Annotated in this window: 12 protein-coding genes, 4 tRNA genes and 1 pseudogene; 10 read left to right on the top strand and 7 right to left on the bottom strand. The window is 60.5% G+C overall.

Translation table 11 applies throughout. The features are described from left to right. Window positions 1-40: 40 nt before the first annotated feature. From PG879_RS03535 to PG879_RS03545, 3 genes are read right to left on the bottom strand one after another with little or no spacing between them, the layout of a single operon-like run. Window positions 41-610 (bottom strand): PqiC family protein, encoded by a 570-nt coding sequence (locus PG879_RS03535; protein ID WP_270829752.1) that lies wholly within the window; start codon window positions 608-610, stop codon window positions 41-43. Then, window positions 610-2,256: an intermembrane transport protein PqiB gene (pqiB, locus tag PG879_RS03540; protein ID WP_069651939.1), complete on the bottom strand. Its 1,647-nt coding sequence runs from the start codon at window positions 2,254-2,256 to the stop codon at window positions 610-612. The genes PG879_RS03535 and pqiB overlap by 1 nt, the downstream gene beginning before the upstream one ends. Next, window positions 2,249-3,520 carry a paraquat-inducible protein A gene (locus PG879_RS03545; RefSeq protein WP_270829753.1) on the bottom strand — a complete coding sequence of 424 codons (1,272 nt, stop codon included), beginning with the start codon at window positions 3,518-3,520 and terminating at the stop codon, window positions 2,249-2,251. The genes pqiB and PG879_RS03545 overlap by 8 nt, the downstream gene beginning before the upstream one ends. Before the next feature lie 177 nt (window positions 3,521-3,697). Between PG879_RS03545 and hfq the strand changes: the two genes are divergently transcribed. Continuing rightward, the gene (hfq, locus tag PG879_RS03550; RefSeq protein WP_033128946.1) at window positions 3,698-4,057 is read left to right on the top strand and encodes an RNA chaperone Hfq; all 360 of its coding nucleotides are present in this window, start codon (window positions 3,698-3,700) and stop codon (window positions 4,055-4,057) included. A 138-nt stretch (window positions 4,058-4,195) separates the two neighbouring features. On the opposite strand, the gene PG879_RS03555 is transcribed toward hfq, so the two are convergent. From PG879_RS03555 to dapA, 3 genes are all read right to left on the bottom strand, one after another. Then, on the bottom strand, window positions 4,196-4,786 hold the full coding sequence (locus PG879_RS03555) for an HAD family hydrolase (RefSeq protein WP_270829755.1): 591 nt from the start codon (window positions 4,784-4,786) through the stop codon (window positions 4,196-4,198). Window positions 4,787-4,968: 182 nt separating this feature from the next. Beyond that, window positions 4,969-6,615 carry a sensor domain-containing diguanylate cyclase gene (locus tag PG879_RS03560; protein WP_270829757.1) on the bottom strand — a complete coding sequence of 549 codons (1,647 nt, stop codon included), beginning with the start codon at window positions 6,613-6,615 and terminating at the stop codon, window positions 4,969-4,971. Window positions 6,616-6,710: 95 nt separating this feature from the next. After that, a complete protein-coding gene (gene dapA / locus PG879_RS03565) occupies window positions 6,711-7,583 on the bottom strand; it encodes a 4-hydroxy-tetrahydrodipicolinate synthase (protein WP_039040606.1) in 873 nt (290 codons plus the stop codon). A gap of 277 nt (window positions 7,584-7,860) precedes the next feature. Between dapA and rsmC the strand changes: the two genes are divergently transcribed. The 8 genes and pseudogenes from rsmC to PG879_RS03605 all read left to right on the top strand — a co-directional run bounded on the left by rsmC (window position 7,861) and on the right by PG879_RS03605 (window position 12,711). Next, a complete protein-coding gene (gene rsmC, locus PG879_RS03570; protein WP_270829758.1) occupies window positions 7,861-8,889 on the top strand; it encodes a 16S rRNA (guanine(1207)-N(2))-methyltransferase RsmC in 1,029 nt (342 codons plus the stop codon). Window positions 8,890-9,036: 147 nt separating this feature from the next. Next, window positions 9,037-10,257 (top strand): annotated as a pseudogene (gene glgC, locus PG879_RS03575) (glucose-1-phosphate adenylyltransferase); the annotation flags it as partial. Then, the gene (gene glgA / locus PG879_RS03580) at window positions 10,247-11,707 is read left to right on the top strand and encodes a glycogen synthase GlgA (protein ID WP_104452232.1); all 1,461 of its coding nucleotides are present in this window, start codon (window positions 10,247-10,249) and stop codon (window positions 11,705-11,707) included. The pseudogene glgC and the gene glgA, both read left to right, overlap by 11 nt. A gap of 116 nt (window positions 11,708-11,823) precedes the next feature. Further along, a tRNA-Leu gene (locus PG879_RS03585) sits at window positions 11,824-11,909 on the top strand. A gap of 55 nt (window positions 11,910-11,964) precedes the next feature. After that, window positions 11,965-12,050 (top strand) — tRNA-Leu (locus PG879_RS03590). Window positions 12,051-12,095: 45 nt separating this feature from the next. Beyond that, window positions 12,096-12,181, top strand: a tRNA-Leu gene (locus PG879_RS03595). A gap of 71 nt (window positions 12,182-12,252) precedes the next feature. After that, a tRNA-Leu gene (locus PG879_RS03600) sits at window positions 12,253-12,338 on the top strand. Window positions 12,339-12,438: 100 nt separating this feature from the next. Beyond that, on the top strand, window positions 12,439-12,711 hold the full coding sequence (locus tag PG879_RS03605) for a late competence development ComFB family protein (RefSeq protein ID WP_029314828.1): 273 nt from the start codon (window positions 12,439-12,441) through the stop codon (window positions 12,709-12,711). Here PG879_RS03605 and PG879_RS03610 read toward each other — a convergent pair. Further along, on the bottom strand, window positions 12,708-12,917 hold the full coding sequence (locus PG879_RS03610) for a hypothetical protein (RefSeq protein ID WP_010675758.1): 210 nt from the start codon (window positions 12,915-12,917) through the stop codon (window positions 12,708-12,710). The two genes, PG879_RS03605 and PG879_RS03610, sit on opposite strands and share 4 nt — an antisense overlap. 299 nt (window positions 12,918-13,216) lie before the next feature. Between PG879_RS03610 and nhaC the strand changes: the two genes are divergently transcribed. Next, complete coding sequence (gene nhaC / locus PG879_RS03615) at window positions 13,217-14,626, top strand: Na+/H+ antiporter NhaC (RefSeq protein WP_010675759.1); 1,410 nt, start codon at window positions 13,217-13,219, stop codon at window positions 14,624-14,626. The last annotated feature ends 79 nt before the right edge of the window (window positions 14,627-14,705 follow it).

Raw genomic sequence — 14,705 nt, forward strand, 5'->3', positions numbered from 1 at the left:
AAAACGGGAGGCCATGGCCTCCCGTCTTTTTTATGCTTCCTCATCTGCGCGTGCGCACATCCGCCGCAATCTGATCGAGCAACAGTTGCCAGCCCTGCCCCAGCTCGTTCACCAGGGCGCCATACCCATCGGCAGGCAGCACCCGCTCCTGCTGGAAGGGAACATCTCTCAACACGACCCCCTCCTCCGTCAGCAGGCGCCAGCGACCGCTGAGCAGGGCGCGGCCGTCGTGCCGCCCCTGGAAACGCTCGACCGAGATGCTCAGCACAGGCCCCTTGCGGGCCCCGTCCTGACGCACCACCCAGCCAGGCAAGCGGCTGGAGAGGCCATTGAGGGTCAACTGGTTCAACTGGGCATCGAGGGAACCTGCCCAGCGATGGTACTCGGCAAAGTGCAGCTCCTTTCCCTCCAGCTGATAGACCAGGCTCATCCGGTCAAGCTGACCGGACAGGGCGACGGGGCGCAGCACCAACTGGTGCTGCGGCTGCGCCGTGGTGACACTCGACGGCGCCGTGTCGGCATCCAGCGAATAGTAATGCAGCGTCGTCGGTGCACTGCCACATCCCGCCAGCAGGCCCAGCAAGGCCAGCGTCAACATCCGTTTTTTCATCATTTTCCTCGCTTGGGCTCGGGATCCCGCGGACGAGCGCGGTCAAAGATCAGCGAACTCGGCTGCTCGTTCAGTGAATGGACCAGAGGTTGCAACTCGCTCATCAGCTGGTTGAGGGATTGCACCGACTGACGCAGCTCCTGATTGGTCTGGGAACCGGCATCATAGGTCTGCAACGTCTCCTGCAACTGCTTGAGGCTCTGGTTGAGGGAGGCCGGCAACTGCTGGGTCGACTGCTGGCCGGTAAACTGCTCCAGATTCGCACTCACGGCACTGACATGCTTGAGCGTCTTGTCCAGTGTCATCAGGGTGCTGTTGACCTGAGTAAGGGTGGTGGCCATGTCCATGTCGACGAACTTGTCGAGGATGAGGTTCACCTTGCGTTCGATCTGATCCAGCCCGGCCTGGGCAGTCGGGAAGACCTGATAGCCCGCCATCTTGAGCGGCTGATAGACAGGCGCATCCGGATAGAAGTTCAGATCGATCACCTTGCCCCCCGTCAGCAGGCTGGCGGTCTTGAGGCTAGCCCTCAGCCCTTCCTTGAACTGCTTGTTGAACAGGGCCCGCCACTGCTCCTTCTCCGCATTGGCATAACGGTGGGAGAGACGCTGCACCTCGATGCGCGCCAGCACCGGGATCTGTCGGCTCTTGAACAGCTGGACGCCCTTGTCGTCGATGAGATAGGGAGCCGAAATGACGGTACCGACCCGGATGCCGCGATACTGTACCGCCGCGCCGGGATGCAGCCCGCCCACGTCATTGTCGAACAGGAAGACATAGTCGATGAACTGATCCAGGCTACCGGCCAGCACGCTCTCCTCGTCCTTGAACAGCACGAACTCGTCGTTCTGTTTCACCGGCTCCCCCGGCAACCAGCCGGGAGGCAGCCCCATGGTGATGCCGCCGTTGATCAGGCTCTCCAGCGAGTCCATCTTCACCTTCATCCCCTCGCTGCTCATGGAGACCTCGAAGCCGGGCGTCAACCAGAACCGGGAGTTGCTGCTCACCAGGACGTCATAAGGCGCGTTGATGAAGAGCTGGTACTGCATCTCGCTCTTCTCGGGCAGGAACTTGGCCTCTTCGACCTGGCCGATGGTGAATCCCTGATAGCTGATGGGGGAACCCGCGCCCAGCGCGTTGGCATCCCGGCTGGACAGGGAGAGCCGCAATCCCTTGGCATCCAGGGATGCCAGGGGTGGCCTGTCCAGCATGGCGTATTCGCTTCGCGCCCTGCCCTTCTTGCCGGGAGAAAGCTCAATATAGGCACCGGAGAGCAAGGTGCCAAGACCGGAAACGCCCTCACGCCCGACCCTGGGCTTGACCACCCAGAACTGGCTGTCTTTCTTGAGCATGCCGGCGGCGGCATTGGTCAGGCGAGCCTTGAGCACGGCATGGCTGTAGTCCTCGCTGAGCTCCACCGTCTCGATACGGCCCACCTCCACTTCACGAGAACGGATCACCGTCTTGCCTGCCACTATGCCCTCGGCGGTCGCCACCGTCAGGGTGAAGCTCGGCCCTTGTGAATACCAGTGCTGGAACAGCATCCAGGCGCCGATGAAGAGCGCCAGCAAGGGCACCATCCAGATAGCGGCAGCCGAACTCATGAAATCAGAGCCCGGTTTCCACCTTGTCTTACGCTCACTCACGTTCGCGTTCTCCTTGTTGTAAATCCCAGATCAGGCGGGAATCGAAACTCATGGCAGCCACCATGGTGACCAGTACGACCCCGGCAAAGGCGACGGCCGCAGGGCCAGGGTAGATGGTCATCAGATTGTCGAGCCGGATGAGACCGGCCAGGATGGCCACCACGAAGACGTCGATCATCGACCAGCGCCCCACAAATTCGGTCATGCGATAGAGTTTGAGCTTGCCGAGGGGAGATGCCCCCTGGCCGCGCTGCACCACGTAGCAGAGCCACAGCAGCGCCAGGATCTTCACCAGCGGCACCACCACGCTCGCGAAGAAGATGACGGCGGCAATAGGGTAGGAGCCCATGGCCCACAGCAGCACCACCCCGCCCATGATGGTCGAGGGGCTGTCATCCCCCAGGAACACGGTGTCCATGATGGGATACAGGTTGGCTGGGACATAGAGGATCACCGAGGTGATCAGCAGGGCCCAGGTGCGGTTCAGACCACCCGGCTTGCGGCTGTGCAGATGATCGCCGCAGCGTGCGCAGCTGTGGGCATCCCCCTCGTTCAGGGCACCGCAGATGTGGCAGCCCACCAGCCCGCAGGACAGGGCGCTGGCCTCGGGATCCACCTCTCTGGCGGCGGTCGGCCCGAACAGCCGCTGCCACAGCCACATCCGATCCAGGGAGGAGATCATCTTGATGAGCAGCAGGGTGTAGCCGACGAAGGCCCAGAACGACAGCCCCATCTTGATGTCGGCCATGCCCATCAGCTTGACTAGGGAGATGAGCACCCCGATGAGGAAGACATCCACCATCAGCCAGGGCTTGATCCGGCACAGCAGGCGGCCGAGGGAGCGCAGGGCATTGCTGTGCAGATCCTTGTCGAGGCGCCACAGCACCAGCATGATGGAGCCGATATAGACCAGCGGCAGGCCGATCAGGGTCAGACTCAGCACGGCCCCCAGAAACAGGTAGCCCTGATCCACCAGGGTGGTGATGCACTGCAGGAAGGTCATCTCCTGCCCTACCCCGTGGGAAGAAAACGACATGAAGGTGAAGACGTTGGAGAACGCAAACATGATCAGGGCAGCGAAACCATAGGCGATGGGCTTGCGCTCCTGCTCCGGCAGGTGCTGGCTCAGAACATGGCCGCAGCGGGGACAGTCGCTCGCCTCCCCCACCGCAAGCGGTGTCGCGGGCACCAGCAGATCACACTCTTCGCATGCCGTCGCGTCATGGGTATAGATGGTTGGATGTTGGTGTGAAACCGGATGCAAGATAAGACCCCAGCATGAGGCCCGCCACGGGGCCAGAGCCGCCAATTATTACAGCAGCGGCCCGTGCCCACCAGCCCTGTCGTTGCACCATCCGGGCAGGGGGTGAGAATGACTTTGACAAGGCAGTGGCCATTTAGCACAATCAAACGCCACTTTTTTTCCGCGGGACAATAATTTATGACAACTGAATCCCCCAGCTACTCCACCATTGAGCAGGCCTTCTCCCTCGGGAACGGGCAAGATTCTGCCCTCAACTGGCTGCGCAAGAACCGCAGTCAGGTCGCCATCTTCCTGGTGAGCGGCATCAAACTGGAGGGGACCATCAGCGGCTTCGACCAGTACAGCGTGCTGCTGACCGACGCCCACGGCAACCAGCAACTGGTTTACAAGGCCAAGATCTCTACCATCGCCATGCACTCGGGTCGTCCCGCCGTCAGCATCCAGCGCGCCCGCAAGCCGCGCGTCTCCATGGCTCCGCGTCCCCACGGCGCACCTGGCCGTTACGACGACAATCAGGGTGGCAGCAGCGAGCAGTAAGGCTCGCCCCTCCCTCACCCCGAGGGTGTTGCTGCGTCAGCCGGTGACACCTGCCGATCCCCACTCTCATGTTTTGCCTGTCCCGTATGAGAGTGGGTCTTCTCTTTGGCTTAGACGCTCCCGACCGATACGCCCGGTTCAGTAAGTCAACCCGACCGGTTTTCCCTCTCTGACCATGCAGACCTGCATGCCGGCCGCTTCACCGGCCTGTGCGCCTATGCCCGTATCCTCGAACACCAGACACTGACCGGGCTCGACCCCCAGGCGTCGCGCCACCAGCAGGAAGGTGTCTGGATGGGGTTTGTGCAGCTCCACGTCGTCGGCGGTGACCACCACGGGGAAATACCGATCCAGCCCTGTGTTGCGCAGCACCGCCTCGGCATTGACGCGGGGCGAACCAGTCCCTATGCCCATGGGGATCCGGCCGTGATAGCGTTCCACCAGATCCAGCATGGCCGGGAAGGGGGTGGCCTTGTGCAGGTTGGCGACATAGTGTTCGGTCTTGCAGCGTGTCACCACCAGGGGATCCAGCGCGATCTGCTGCACTTCGGCCACCAGCAGGGCTATCTTGCGGCTGGGCATGCCTCCCAGCTCATAAAACCAGTCGGCGTCGAACCGAAAGCCAAACTCGCGGGCGGTGTGCTCCCAGGCGGCCAGGTGCAAGGGCATGGAGTCCACCAGTGTGCCGTCGAGGTCGAAAACCAGGCCTTGAAATCCGGATAGGGTCATGGTGCAGGATCTGTCTGTGAAAAATGGGCCCCCATTCTAGCCAGAGCGCGGGCGCATCGCCATGCGCCAGATGGCGAGAAACGCTTGCTACCTCATTTATACAGAGCGGCGTGGATCTGAGAGCCCGCACGTATACAGATCAGCATGGATCTGATGCCGGGCAGGCAGCCCCCACGCAGGTGTCAGCGATAGGCCAGGGTACAGGCCCGCCCTTGTGATTTGGCGTGATAGAGTGCCTGATCCGCCTGCTCGGTCAGGGTTTGCCACTCCTTGTCCGATGACGGGACCAGATAGCTGAACCCGATGCTGACGGTGAGTGTCGCCGCCACCCGGGAGGCCGGATGGGGAATCTGCAAGGCGTCAAGGCCGTGGTGGATCTGCTCCGCCAGCCGCTCCGCCTCTCCCGGCTGCGGTGAACACAGCAGGATGACAAACTCCTCCCCCCCATAGCGGGCCACCAGGTTGGTACGCCGCCGCTCGGTATCCTGCAGCAGTGCCGCCACCCGCTGCAGGCACTGATCCCCCTTGCCGTGGCCGAAGTGATCGTTGTAGGACTTGAACTCGTCCACATCGATCATCAGCACCGCCAGCACGCCCTGATGGCGGCGAGCCCGCTCCCACTCCCGCTCCATGGTGATGTCCCATTGGCGGCGGTTGGCGATGCCAGTCAGGGGATCTTCCAAAGACAGCAGAGAGAGGCGCCGGTTGGCCTCCTCCAGCGCCCGGTTGGTATCGGCAAGTTGCCGGGTCCGCTCCTGCACCCTCAGCTCCAGCTCCCGATTGAAGCGCTCAAGCTTCTCCTGGGTGCGCTGGCGGATCAGCAACTGGGAGAGCACGGCGGCATACTGCTTGAAGATCTCGCTCTGATACGCCTTGAGGGGGCGCCGCCAGAGCAGGTTGTCGGCGGCGATCCAGCCGATGGGGGTACTCCCGTCCCAGAGCGACACCATGGCGTTCCAGCCGCGACCCACCTCCTGCTTCTCGTAATAGAGAGGCGTGTCCTCCAGTACCAGGACATAGTCCTTGCGACGCAGCGCCTCCTGCACCGTGGGATGATCCGGAATGGGGCTGATGAAATGGCGCTCGTCGATGAGCTCACCCGCCTCGTTGGTACCCCAGGTACCGTGCATGGTCTTGAATTCACTGTCAGTCAGGAAGATGGCGATGCGATCGAACTGCAACTCCTGGCGGGCCAGTGCCACCGCGTCGTGCAGCAGACGATCCTCGCTCTCGCAGCGGGAGAGCTTGACCCCCACCTGATGCAGCGCCTGCAGCATGCTGAGGAAGGAGTCCTGCAGGGCCTGGCTGCGCATGAGGTCTGCCTGGGTGTGGAGCCGCTGATCCCGCTCCAGATCCACCTGTCCCGCGAGTCGCCGACTCTCGAGCTCGGCGGCGAGATAATGCATGAGCAGCTGGATGCTCTGCTGCTGGCGTCTTGGCAGGCGATCGAGACGACGGCGGGTTTCCAGATAGACCACGGCCTCCAGCCCCTTGTGACGCTTGAGGGGGAAGCTGGCGCGCAGGCGCGGGATCTCGGGTTCGACGCTCTCCCGCTCCCAGATGGCACGGGTCGGCGCGATGGGCTCCACCAGCAACTGGCCGAGCGCAAGGGAACGTTCGATGAAGAGGATGGGCAACTCGAGGGAAGAGAGGATGTCGGCGCTCAGGCAGAGCAGACCCTGTTCCGGGCGATAGTGATAGAGCTGGGGCGTCGGAGCACGCAGCCACAGATAGATCTGTTCAGCCTCTGTTTTTTCCCTGACCGCAGACAAGGTCACTTCACAGAGATGTTCAAAACTGGTGAAGTGCTCCGGATCCCATTCTTCCATGCCAAATCATCCTTGGTTGTATCCAAGCGAGTATATCGGCAAAGCCCGGCCATTAATTGACCGGGCAATCAAAAGCGAGATCCAGAGCCCAGTTTTTACAACAGATTCAATGCCTGCATGGCACTGCGGATGCGCTCGCGGGTGGCCTCGGAGAGCGGCATCACCGGCAGACGGCACTCTTCGCTGCACAGACCCAGCAGGGAGACCGCATACTTGGCCCCTGCGGGGCTCGGCTCGGCGAACATGGCCTGGTGCAGCGGAATGAGCTTGTCCTGCAATTCGCGGGCAGCTTGCCACTCACCGGCCAGCGCCAGGTTCTGCACCTCGGCCACCAGCTTGGGGGCCACGTTGGCCGTCACCGAGATGCAACCCTGGCCACCACCGATGTTGTAGGCCACGGCGGTGGCGTCTTCACCGGAGAGCCAGGCAAACGGCTTCTTGATGAGCTGGCGTTCAACCCAGGGGCGGGCCAGATCACCGGTGGCATCCTTCACGCCGGCAATGCGCGGCAACTCGGCCAGACGGGCCAGGGTCGCCGGCTGCACGTCAACGATGGCGCGGGGCGGAATGTTGTAGACGATGATGGGTTTGGTGGTGGCGTCGTGCACCGCCTTGAAGTGGTGGTAGAGCCCTTCCTGATTGGGGCGGTTGTAGTAACCGGCCACATGCAGGGTGGCATCCGCTCCCATCTGCTCGGCATAGCGGGTGTATTCAATGGCTTCAACCGGGTTGTTGGAGCCTGCACCTGCGATCACGGGAATGCGCCCGGCCACCAGCTTGACCACCAGCTCCACCACGCGGCAATGCTCATCGTGGGTCAGGGTCGGGCTCTCCCCGGTCGTGCCGACCGGCACTATGCCATGGGTTCCCTGCTCTATGTGCCACTCCACCAGGCGAGCCAGTGCGGCCTCGTCCAGCTGGCCCTGTCGAAATGGGGTGATCAGGGCAACTATCGAACCTTGAAACATGGGATTTCCTTCTCCTAAACAGATGGATTGGTCAATAAAAAGCCCCGGTACGGGAGTCGCTACCGGGGCTTGAATCGTCTCAGGGATGAGAGGTTACGCGCGCACGCCAGCAGGCCCGATTGTCAGGCTATGTTTATGCTTTCGTTTCGATACGCATGACCGCATTGCATCATCTCTGGGTAAATAGGCGTCTGGGCATATTTCGGGAACACGGCATAAATGTCAAGGCGAAAGCGGCCATGTATAATGGCCGCCCAAAAATGCGTGGAGAGACCCAATGAGCCGTCCTGTCAGTGCCCTCAGTCAGATGCTGGAACGTAACCAAGCCCTCTTTGTCGGCAAGCGGCTGTTGGTGTGCGGTGCCCTGGAGGATGATTATCCTCGTCAACTGGCCGAGCTGGCACAAAGCCTGACCGTCTTCACCACGGATTACTGCTATTACCGCAGCCAGCAGGCCGCTCTGGGAGACGCCATCCTGTTCGATCACCAGCTGGGTGGCGCCCCCCGATTCGATGCCCTGCTGCTGCTGATGCCCAAGGCCAAGGCCGAGGCGCAATACCTGCTGGCCATGATGACGCCGCTGCTCGAAAGCGGGGCCGACCTGTTCCTCGCCGGCGAGAACCGGGGCGGCATCAACGGGGCAGACAAGCTGCTGGCACCTTATGGCGAGAAACCGATCAAGCGCGACTCTGCGCGCCGCTGCTCTCTCTACCACGGCACGCTCGACAAACCGGTCGTCCCTTTCGAGCTGGACACCTGGCTCAGTCGCTATGAGTGCCAGGCGGGCGACACCACCCTGACCGTCATGGCCCTGCCCGGGGTCTTCAGTGCAGACGGCCTGGATCTCGGCACCCAGATGCTGCTGGCGAGCCTCCCCCCCGTGACGGGCAAGCTGCTCGACTTTGGCTGCGGCGCCGGCGTCATCGGTTCCGTGCTGGCCAAGCGCAACCCGGCCCTGGCCGTCACCATGGTGGATATCAATGCCCTGGCACTGGAGTCCAGCCGCCGAACCCTGGCGGTCAACGGTCTGAGCGGACGTGTTCATGCCTCCGATGTCTATTCCGACATTGCCGAAACATTCCAACAGATTGTCTCGAATCCCCCCTTCCATGCCGGGCTCAAGACCTTCTACGCCGCCACCGAAACCTTCCTGGCAAAGGCACCTGAGTACCTGACCGCAAATGGCGCCCTGACCATAGTCGCCAATGCCTTCCTGCGATACCAGCCTATACTGGATGCGCACTTCAAACAGACCGAGGTGATCGCGGGCGATGCCAAATTCAAGGTGTATCTGAGCAAAGCTTAAAGAAGTGCAACGGTTGTAATAAAACAAGTAGAGAGTGCCAGACGGGATCTGTTAAGGTACCAAGAAAACGTTTACCACCCCTTTAGGGGTGTTTTTTTCGCAGCGACATGAAAACCTTTTCAACATCATGATCTCAGGGAGAGAACGACGATGGCAGGCATACTCACCATGATACTGGCAGGCGGTGAAGGTACCCGACTGCAACCGCTGACCACCACCCGCAGCAAACCCTCCGTGCCCTTTGGCGGCAGTTACCGGTTGATCGACTTCGTGCTCAACAACTTCGTCAACGCCGACTTCCTGCGCATCTATGTACTCACCCAGTTCAAGTCCCAGTCCCTTTACCTGCACATGAAGAAGGGCTGGAACATCGTCGGCATCACGGATCGCTTCATCGACCCCATTCCGGCCCAGATGCGAATGGGCAAACGCTGGTATGACGGCACCGCAGACGCCATTTACCAGAACCTGCGCTTCATCGAGATCTCCGACCCCGAACATGTCTGCATCTTCGGCTCCGATCACATCTACAAGATGGACGTGAGCCAGATGGTGAGCTTCCACAAGCAGAAAGCGGCCGCCCTGACCGTCGCGGCCCTGCGCATGCCCATCGAGGAAGCAAGCGCCTTCGGGGTGATCGAGGTGGATCAGGAAGGGCGCATGATTGGCTTTGAAGAAAAGCCCCGTCACCCGAAACACATCCCCGGCGACCCCACCCAGGCCCTGGTCTCCATGGGCAACTACATCTTCGAGACCGAGGCCCTCTATCGGGAGCTCAAGCGGGATGCCGCCGAGGAGAACTCCAGTCACGATTTCGGCAAGGACATCATTCCCAGCCTGTTCCCCCGTGCCCCCGTCTATGTCTATGACTACAGCACCAACGTGATCCCGGGCGAGAAGCCCAACGTCTACTGGCGCGATGTGGGGACGCTCGACTCTTACTGGCAGGCGCACATGGACCTGGTGGCCGACGATGCCCCCTTCTCTCTCTACAATCGCAAGTGGCCGCTGCACACCCATTACCCGCCCCTGCCCCCCGCCACCTTCATCGATACCGACGACTGCAAGGTCAAGATCGCCAACTCCCTGATCTCCGGTGGCTGCTTCATTCAGGGCAGCCAGATCCAGCGATCCATACTGGGATTTCGCTGCAACATAGGCCCCTGCAGCCACATCAGTGAATCCGTGCTGCTGGGGGATGTGAAAATCGGCGAAGGTTGCTCCATTCGCCGCGCCATCATCGACAAAAACGTTGAAATTGCACCCGGCACCGTGATCGGTGAGAATCTGGACCATGACAGAGAGCGGTTTACCGTATCCGAAGGCGGTATCGTCGTGGTACCTAAGGGAGCAAGAGTTGGCTATTAACCCACTGAAAATCCTGTTTGTAGCCTCGGAGGTTGAGGGGCTGGTGAAGACCGGGGGCCTGGCGGATGTGGCCAAGGCCCTGCCGCAGCATCTCGCCCGTCAGGGGCACGATGTGCGCATCATTATGCCCTTCTACAAGACCATCAAGCGCCGGGACGAGGCCACCCTCCTCGCCTCGCGCTGGCTCCCCACCCCCCAGGATCGCAGTGATATCAGCTATCGCATCCATCAGCTGGAACTGGACGGGATCTGCGTCTATCTGCTCGATTGCCCGCACTATTTCGACCGCCCCCAGCTTTATGCCGAGAACAACCAGGCCTATCCCGACAACGGTGAACGCTTTGCCTTTCTGGCCGCGGCGGCCCTGCATGCGTGCGAACAGCTGGGTTTCGCTCCCGACATCGCCCACTGCAACGACTGGCACACCGGTCTGCTGCCGCTGCTGCTGAAAACCCGTCATGCCCACAACCCCTTCTTCCAGCGCACCCGGTCGGTCATCAGCATTCACAACGCGGCCTTTCAGGGCGTGTTCGATCGCCAGCAGTTCTGGGCCGTGCCGGAAATCCACGACTACGAGCAGCGCATCAACTACGACTATGGTCACATCAATCTGCTCAAGTGCGGTGTGCTCTACGCAGACAAGATCAATGCGGTCAGCCCCAACTACGCCAGCGAGCTGCTGACACACCTGGGCGCTCACGGCATGGCCAGCGTATTCCAGCAGCGGGCAGCTGACCTGCGTGGCATCCTCAACGGCTGTGACTATCAGGACTGGGATCCCGCCTTCGATCCCCTGTTGCCCGCCACCTATGATGCCGACAACCTGGATGGCAAACACACCTGCAAGCGCATCCTGCAGCAGGAAACGGGGCTCCCCGTTGGCAACCTCCCCATCTATGGCATGGTGTGTCGACTGACCGAGCAGAAAGGAGTACACCTGCTCATCCCTGCACTGGACAAATTCTTGCAGCACCAGGTTCAGGTAGTGATCGTGGGCTCCGGTGATCCCTCTCTCGCCGCCCAGTTGCAAAGCATTGCCCAGCAGCATCCCGACAAGTTTGCCTTCATCAATGCCTATGACGACCGTCTGGCCCACCTGGTGGAGGCTGGCGCCGACTTCTTCCTGATGCCTTCTCTGTTCGAGCCATGCGGGCTCAACCAGATGTACAGTCTGGCCTATGGCACACTGCCCCTGGTGCGGGCCGTCGGCGGATTGAAAGATACCGTCGTGGACTGGGATGCTGACCCGGCGCACGCGACCGGTTTCTGCTTCAACGATCCCACTGCCAGCACCTTGCTCGATGCCATGCGCCGCAGCCTGCTCCATTATCTGCAGGAACCGGCACGCTTTGCCCGTGTGCAGCACCACGCCATGAACACCCGCTTCGACTGGGCAGACTCCGTCATCCTGTACGAACAGATGTATCAGGATGCGCTGGCCACCGTCTGACGCCGATTGCTGAAGTTTTATGCCCTTGGCACGCCTTTATCCGTCAACAGCGAAAAAAGTCCCCTTTGGCTGTTGACGCCCCCCCAAAACTCTATAGAATCCCCCACCGCAGTGATGCGAAGGTGGCGGAATTGGTAGACGCGCTAGCTTCAGGTGTTAGTGTCCCACGGATGTGAGGGTTCGAGTCCCTCTCTTCGCACCATACTGCAACATGCTCTTATCAGACGGCATGTAAATTCAGACTGATAACCCGATGTGCGAAGGTGGCGGAATTGGTAGACGCGCTAGCTTCAGGTGTTAGTGCCCCCCGGGTGTTAGGGTTCGAGTCCCTCTCTTCGCACCATGCTTTTGTCAGACAGCATGTAAATCCAGACTGATAACCCGATGTGCGAAGGTGGCGGAATTGGTAGACGCGCTAGCTTCAGGTGTTAGTGCCCCCCGGGTGTGAGGGTTCGAGTCCCTCTCTTCGCACCATGCTTCTGGCATGTAAAACACAGAAAATGCGCTCCAACCGCATTTAAAAACCAGCTGGAGAAAATCAGTGTGCGAAGGTGGCGGAATTGGTAGACGCGCTAGCTTCAGGTGTTAGTGTCCCACGGATGTGAGGGTTCGAGTCCCTCTCTTCGCACCATCATTCTGCAAAGGCCCGTTACGAGAGTAACGGGCCTTTTGTGTTTTCATGCCCCATGGCTATGCTGTTGAAGATGCTGCGCCACCACGGGGGTTTTCTCATGATCCTGGATACCGATATTCACAACTTCTATGAGCATCTGGTGCTCAAGGAGATAGAAAAACAGGGGTTGGCTCGAACATTGACCCCCTATCAGCTGGCAGACCTCTGCTGCCTGACACTCAACCAGCTTCCTTCCCACTACATCCGCCACGATGTCGACATGATCTACTTCACGACAGACGCCGAACGCAGCGAGATGGAGAAGAAGGTCATCGCCTCCCTGCGCCAGGCCTACGACAAGATCCAGGCCGTCCCCACTCGCCAGGCTTAATGCCAGCCCTGCTGCCAGAGCAGAGTGACGACCCCTGTCATTCCCGCAACCGGCAGCAGGATCAACACCGGTCTCAGCCTGGGTTCCAGCATGACCCAGGCAGCCAGCAAGAACCCCAGACTCCAGAACCCGTATTCCTTCTCCTGACCCCAGACCAGCACCGCCAGAAGGGCGGCCAAGAGCAGAGCGCGTGCTATCCAGTTCATTGGCATTAGTCCGAAAAACATTAATGATAACCATTATCATCTTTGGTGTCGCCATCTGCAATCGAACTTGCCTATGGATCTCCGGCTATCAAACGGTGTCGATTGAACAGTGAAAAATGCCGATTAGATCAACTATTTTGTGGGATTTTAAAATTTTAAAGCTGTTTTGCCGAATGAGCAGGGATTTTACACCTCCGCTTTATGGTAGATTGCGCCCTCTTTTGGTAAGCCTCTCGGGATCGACGCATCCGCAGGACGAGAGGGGCTGACCTTGGCGAGCAAGAGTTTAGGGAGCGTCTATGCAAAACCAACAACACCACATCCGATTGCCGGGCATGTCGCAAGTATTTGCCTGCCTGGCCATTTTCCTGGCCCTGGCCTTCTCCTTCACCAGCGTGCTGGATCTGCCAATCCAGCTGGCACTGTTCATCGCCTGGTTCGTCATCATGGGACTCGGCATCAAGCTCGGCCACGATTACAAATCCCTGGAACAGGCGGCAGTCGACGGCGTCGCCAAGGGGATGGGGGCCATCCTGATACTGATCTCCGTCGGTGCCCTGGTGGGCACCTGGATTGCCGGCGGCATCGTCCCCAGCATCATCTACTTCGGCCTCAAGGTGATACACCCCTCCATCTTCCTGCTGGCGACCCTGATCATCTGCTCTCTCACCTCGCTGGCCACCGGCACCTCCTGGGGCTCGGCGGCCACCGCCGGCATCGCCATGATGGGCATAGGCCACAGCCTGGGGGTACCCGCGCCGCTGGTAGCCGGTGCCGTGCTCTCCGGCGTCTACTTCGGTGACAAGCTCTCCCCGCTCTCCGACTCCGTGGTGCTGGCCTCGACCATGTCCAACGTCGACGTGATGGAACACATCAAGGGGATGCTGCCCATCAGCCTGTTCTCCTACGTCATCACCGCCGCCCTGTTCACCGTGGTCGGCATGCAGTACTCCGGCAACGTCAGCCTGGAGCAGGTCAACCTGGTGATGGACGCCCTCGACAAGCAGTTCAACATCACCCCCATGGCCATAGTGCCCGTGGTGCTGGTGCTGGGCCTGTTGGCCAACCGCAAGCCCGCCTTCCCGGTGATAAGCTTCGGCGCCTTGCTGGGTCTTGTCTGGGCCATCGTCTTCCAGGACATGGATCCGGTGAAGGCGATGCACTCCGCCTACAGCCCGTTTGCCATCACCTCCGGCGTCGATTTCATCGACAACATCCTGGGCCGTGGCGGCATGGAGTCCATGCTGGGTTCCGTGGCCGTCATCATCTTCGGCTTGGGCTTCGGCGGTCTGCTGGAGAAGGTCGGCATCCTGGAAGTGATCGCCAGCGCCTTCGAGAAGCGCATCAACAGCGCCGGCAGCCTGACCAGCCACACCATAGGCACCGCCTTCCTGGCCAACGTGTTCGGTTCCGCCATGTATGTATCGCTGATCCTGACCCCCAAGATCATGGCCAAGAACTACGACCGGCTGGGGCTTGCGCGCAAGAACCTCTCCCGCAACGCTGAGTTTGGCGGCACCCTCACCTGCGGCATGGTGCCCTGGAGCGACAACGGCATCTTCATGGCCGGGGTACTGGGGGTGGCGACCCTCGACTACCTGCCCTACATGTGGCTCAGCTTCACCTGCATCATAGTGACCATCACCCTCGCCTATCTGGGCAAGGGAGTGAACCGTGTACCGGTCACAGAGGCGGTGACAGCCCGCTAATTTCCGTAAAAACAACGACAAAGGCGCCATCACGGCGCCTTTTGTCTGGGTATGATTCGAGGTTAAGCTGGCACTCACC

Source organism: Aeromonas sp. QDB63 (assembly GCF_027707425.1).
Classification (GTDB): domain Bacteria; phylum Pseudomonadota; class Gammaproteobacteria; order Enterobacterales; family Aeromonadaceae; genus Aeromonas; species Aeromonas caviae.

Bases quoted from the DNA above. Each gene is read 5' to 3' on its own strand.
- PG879_RS03535 (WP_270829752.1), bottom strand. From the start codon at position 610: ATGAAAAAACGGATGTTGACGCTGGCCTTGCTGGGCCTGCTGGCGGGA.
- hfq (WP_033128946.1), top strand. From the start codon at position 3,698: ATGACAACTGAATCCCCCAGCTACTCCACCATTGAGCAGGCCTTCTCC.
- PG879_RS03555 (WP_270829755.1), bottom strand. From the start codon at position 4,786: ATGACCCTATCCGGATTTCAAGGCCTGGTTTTCGACCTCGACGGCACA.
- PG879_RS03560 (WP_270829757.1), bottom strand. From the start codon at position 6,615: ATGGAAGAATGGGATCCGGAGCACTTCACCAGTTTTGAACATCTCTGT.
- dapA (WP_039040606.1), bottom strand. From the start codon at position 7,583: ATGTTTCAAGGTTCGATAGTTGCCCTGATCACCCCATTTCGACAGGGC.
- rsmC (WP_270829758.1), top strand. From the start codon at position 7,861: ATGAGCCGTCCTGTCAGTGCCCTCAGTCAGATGCTGGAACGTAACCAA.
- PG879_RS03605 (WP_029314828.1), top strand. From the start codon at position 12,439: ATGATCCTGGATACCGATATTCACAACTTCTATGAGCATCTGGTGCTC.
- PG879_RS03610 (WP_010675758.1), bottom strand. From the start codon at position 12,917: ATGAACTGGATAGCACGCGCTCTGCTCTTGGCCGCCCTTCTGGCGGTG.
- nhaC (WP_010675759.1), top strand. From the start codon at position 13,217: ATGCAAAACCAACAACACCACATCCGATTGCCGGGCATGTCGCAAGTA.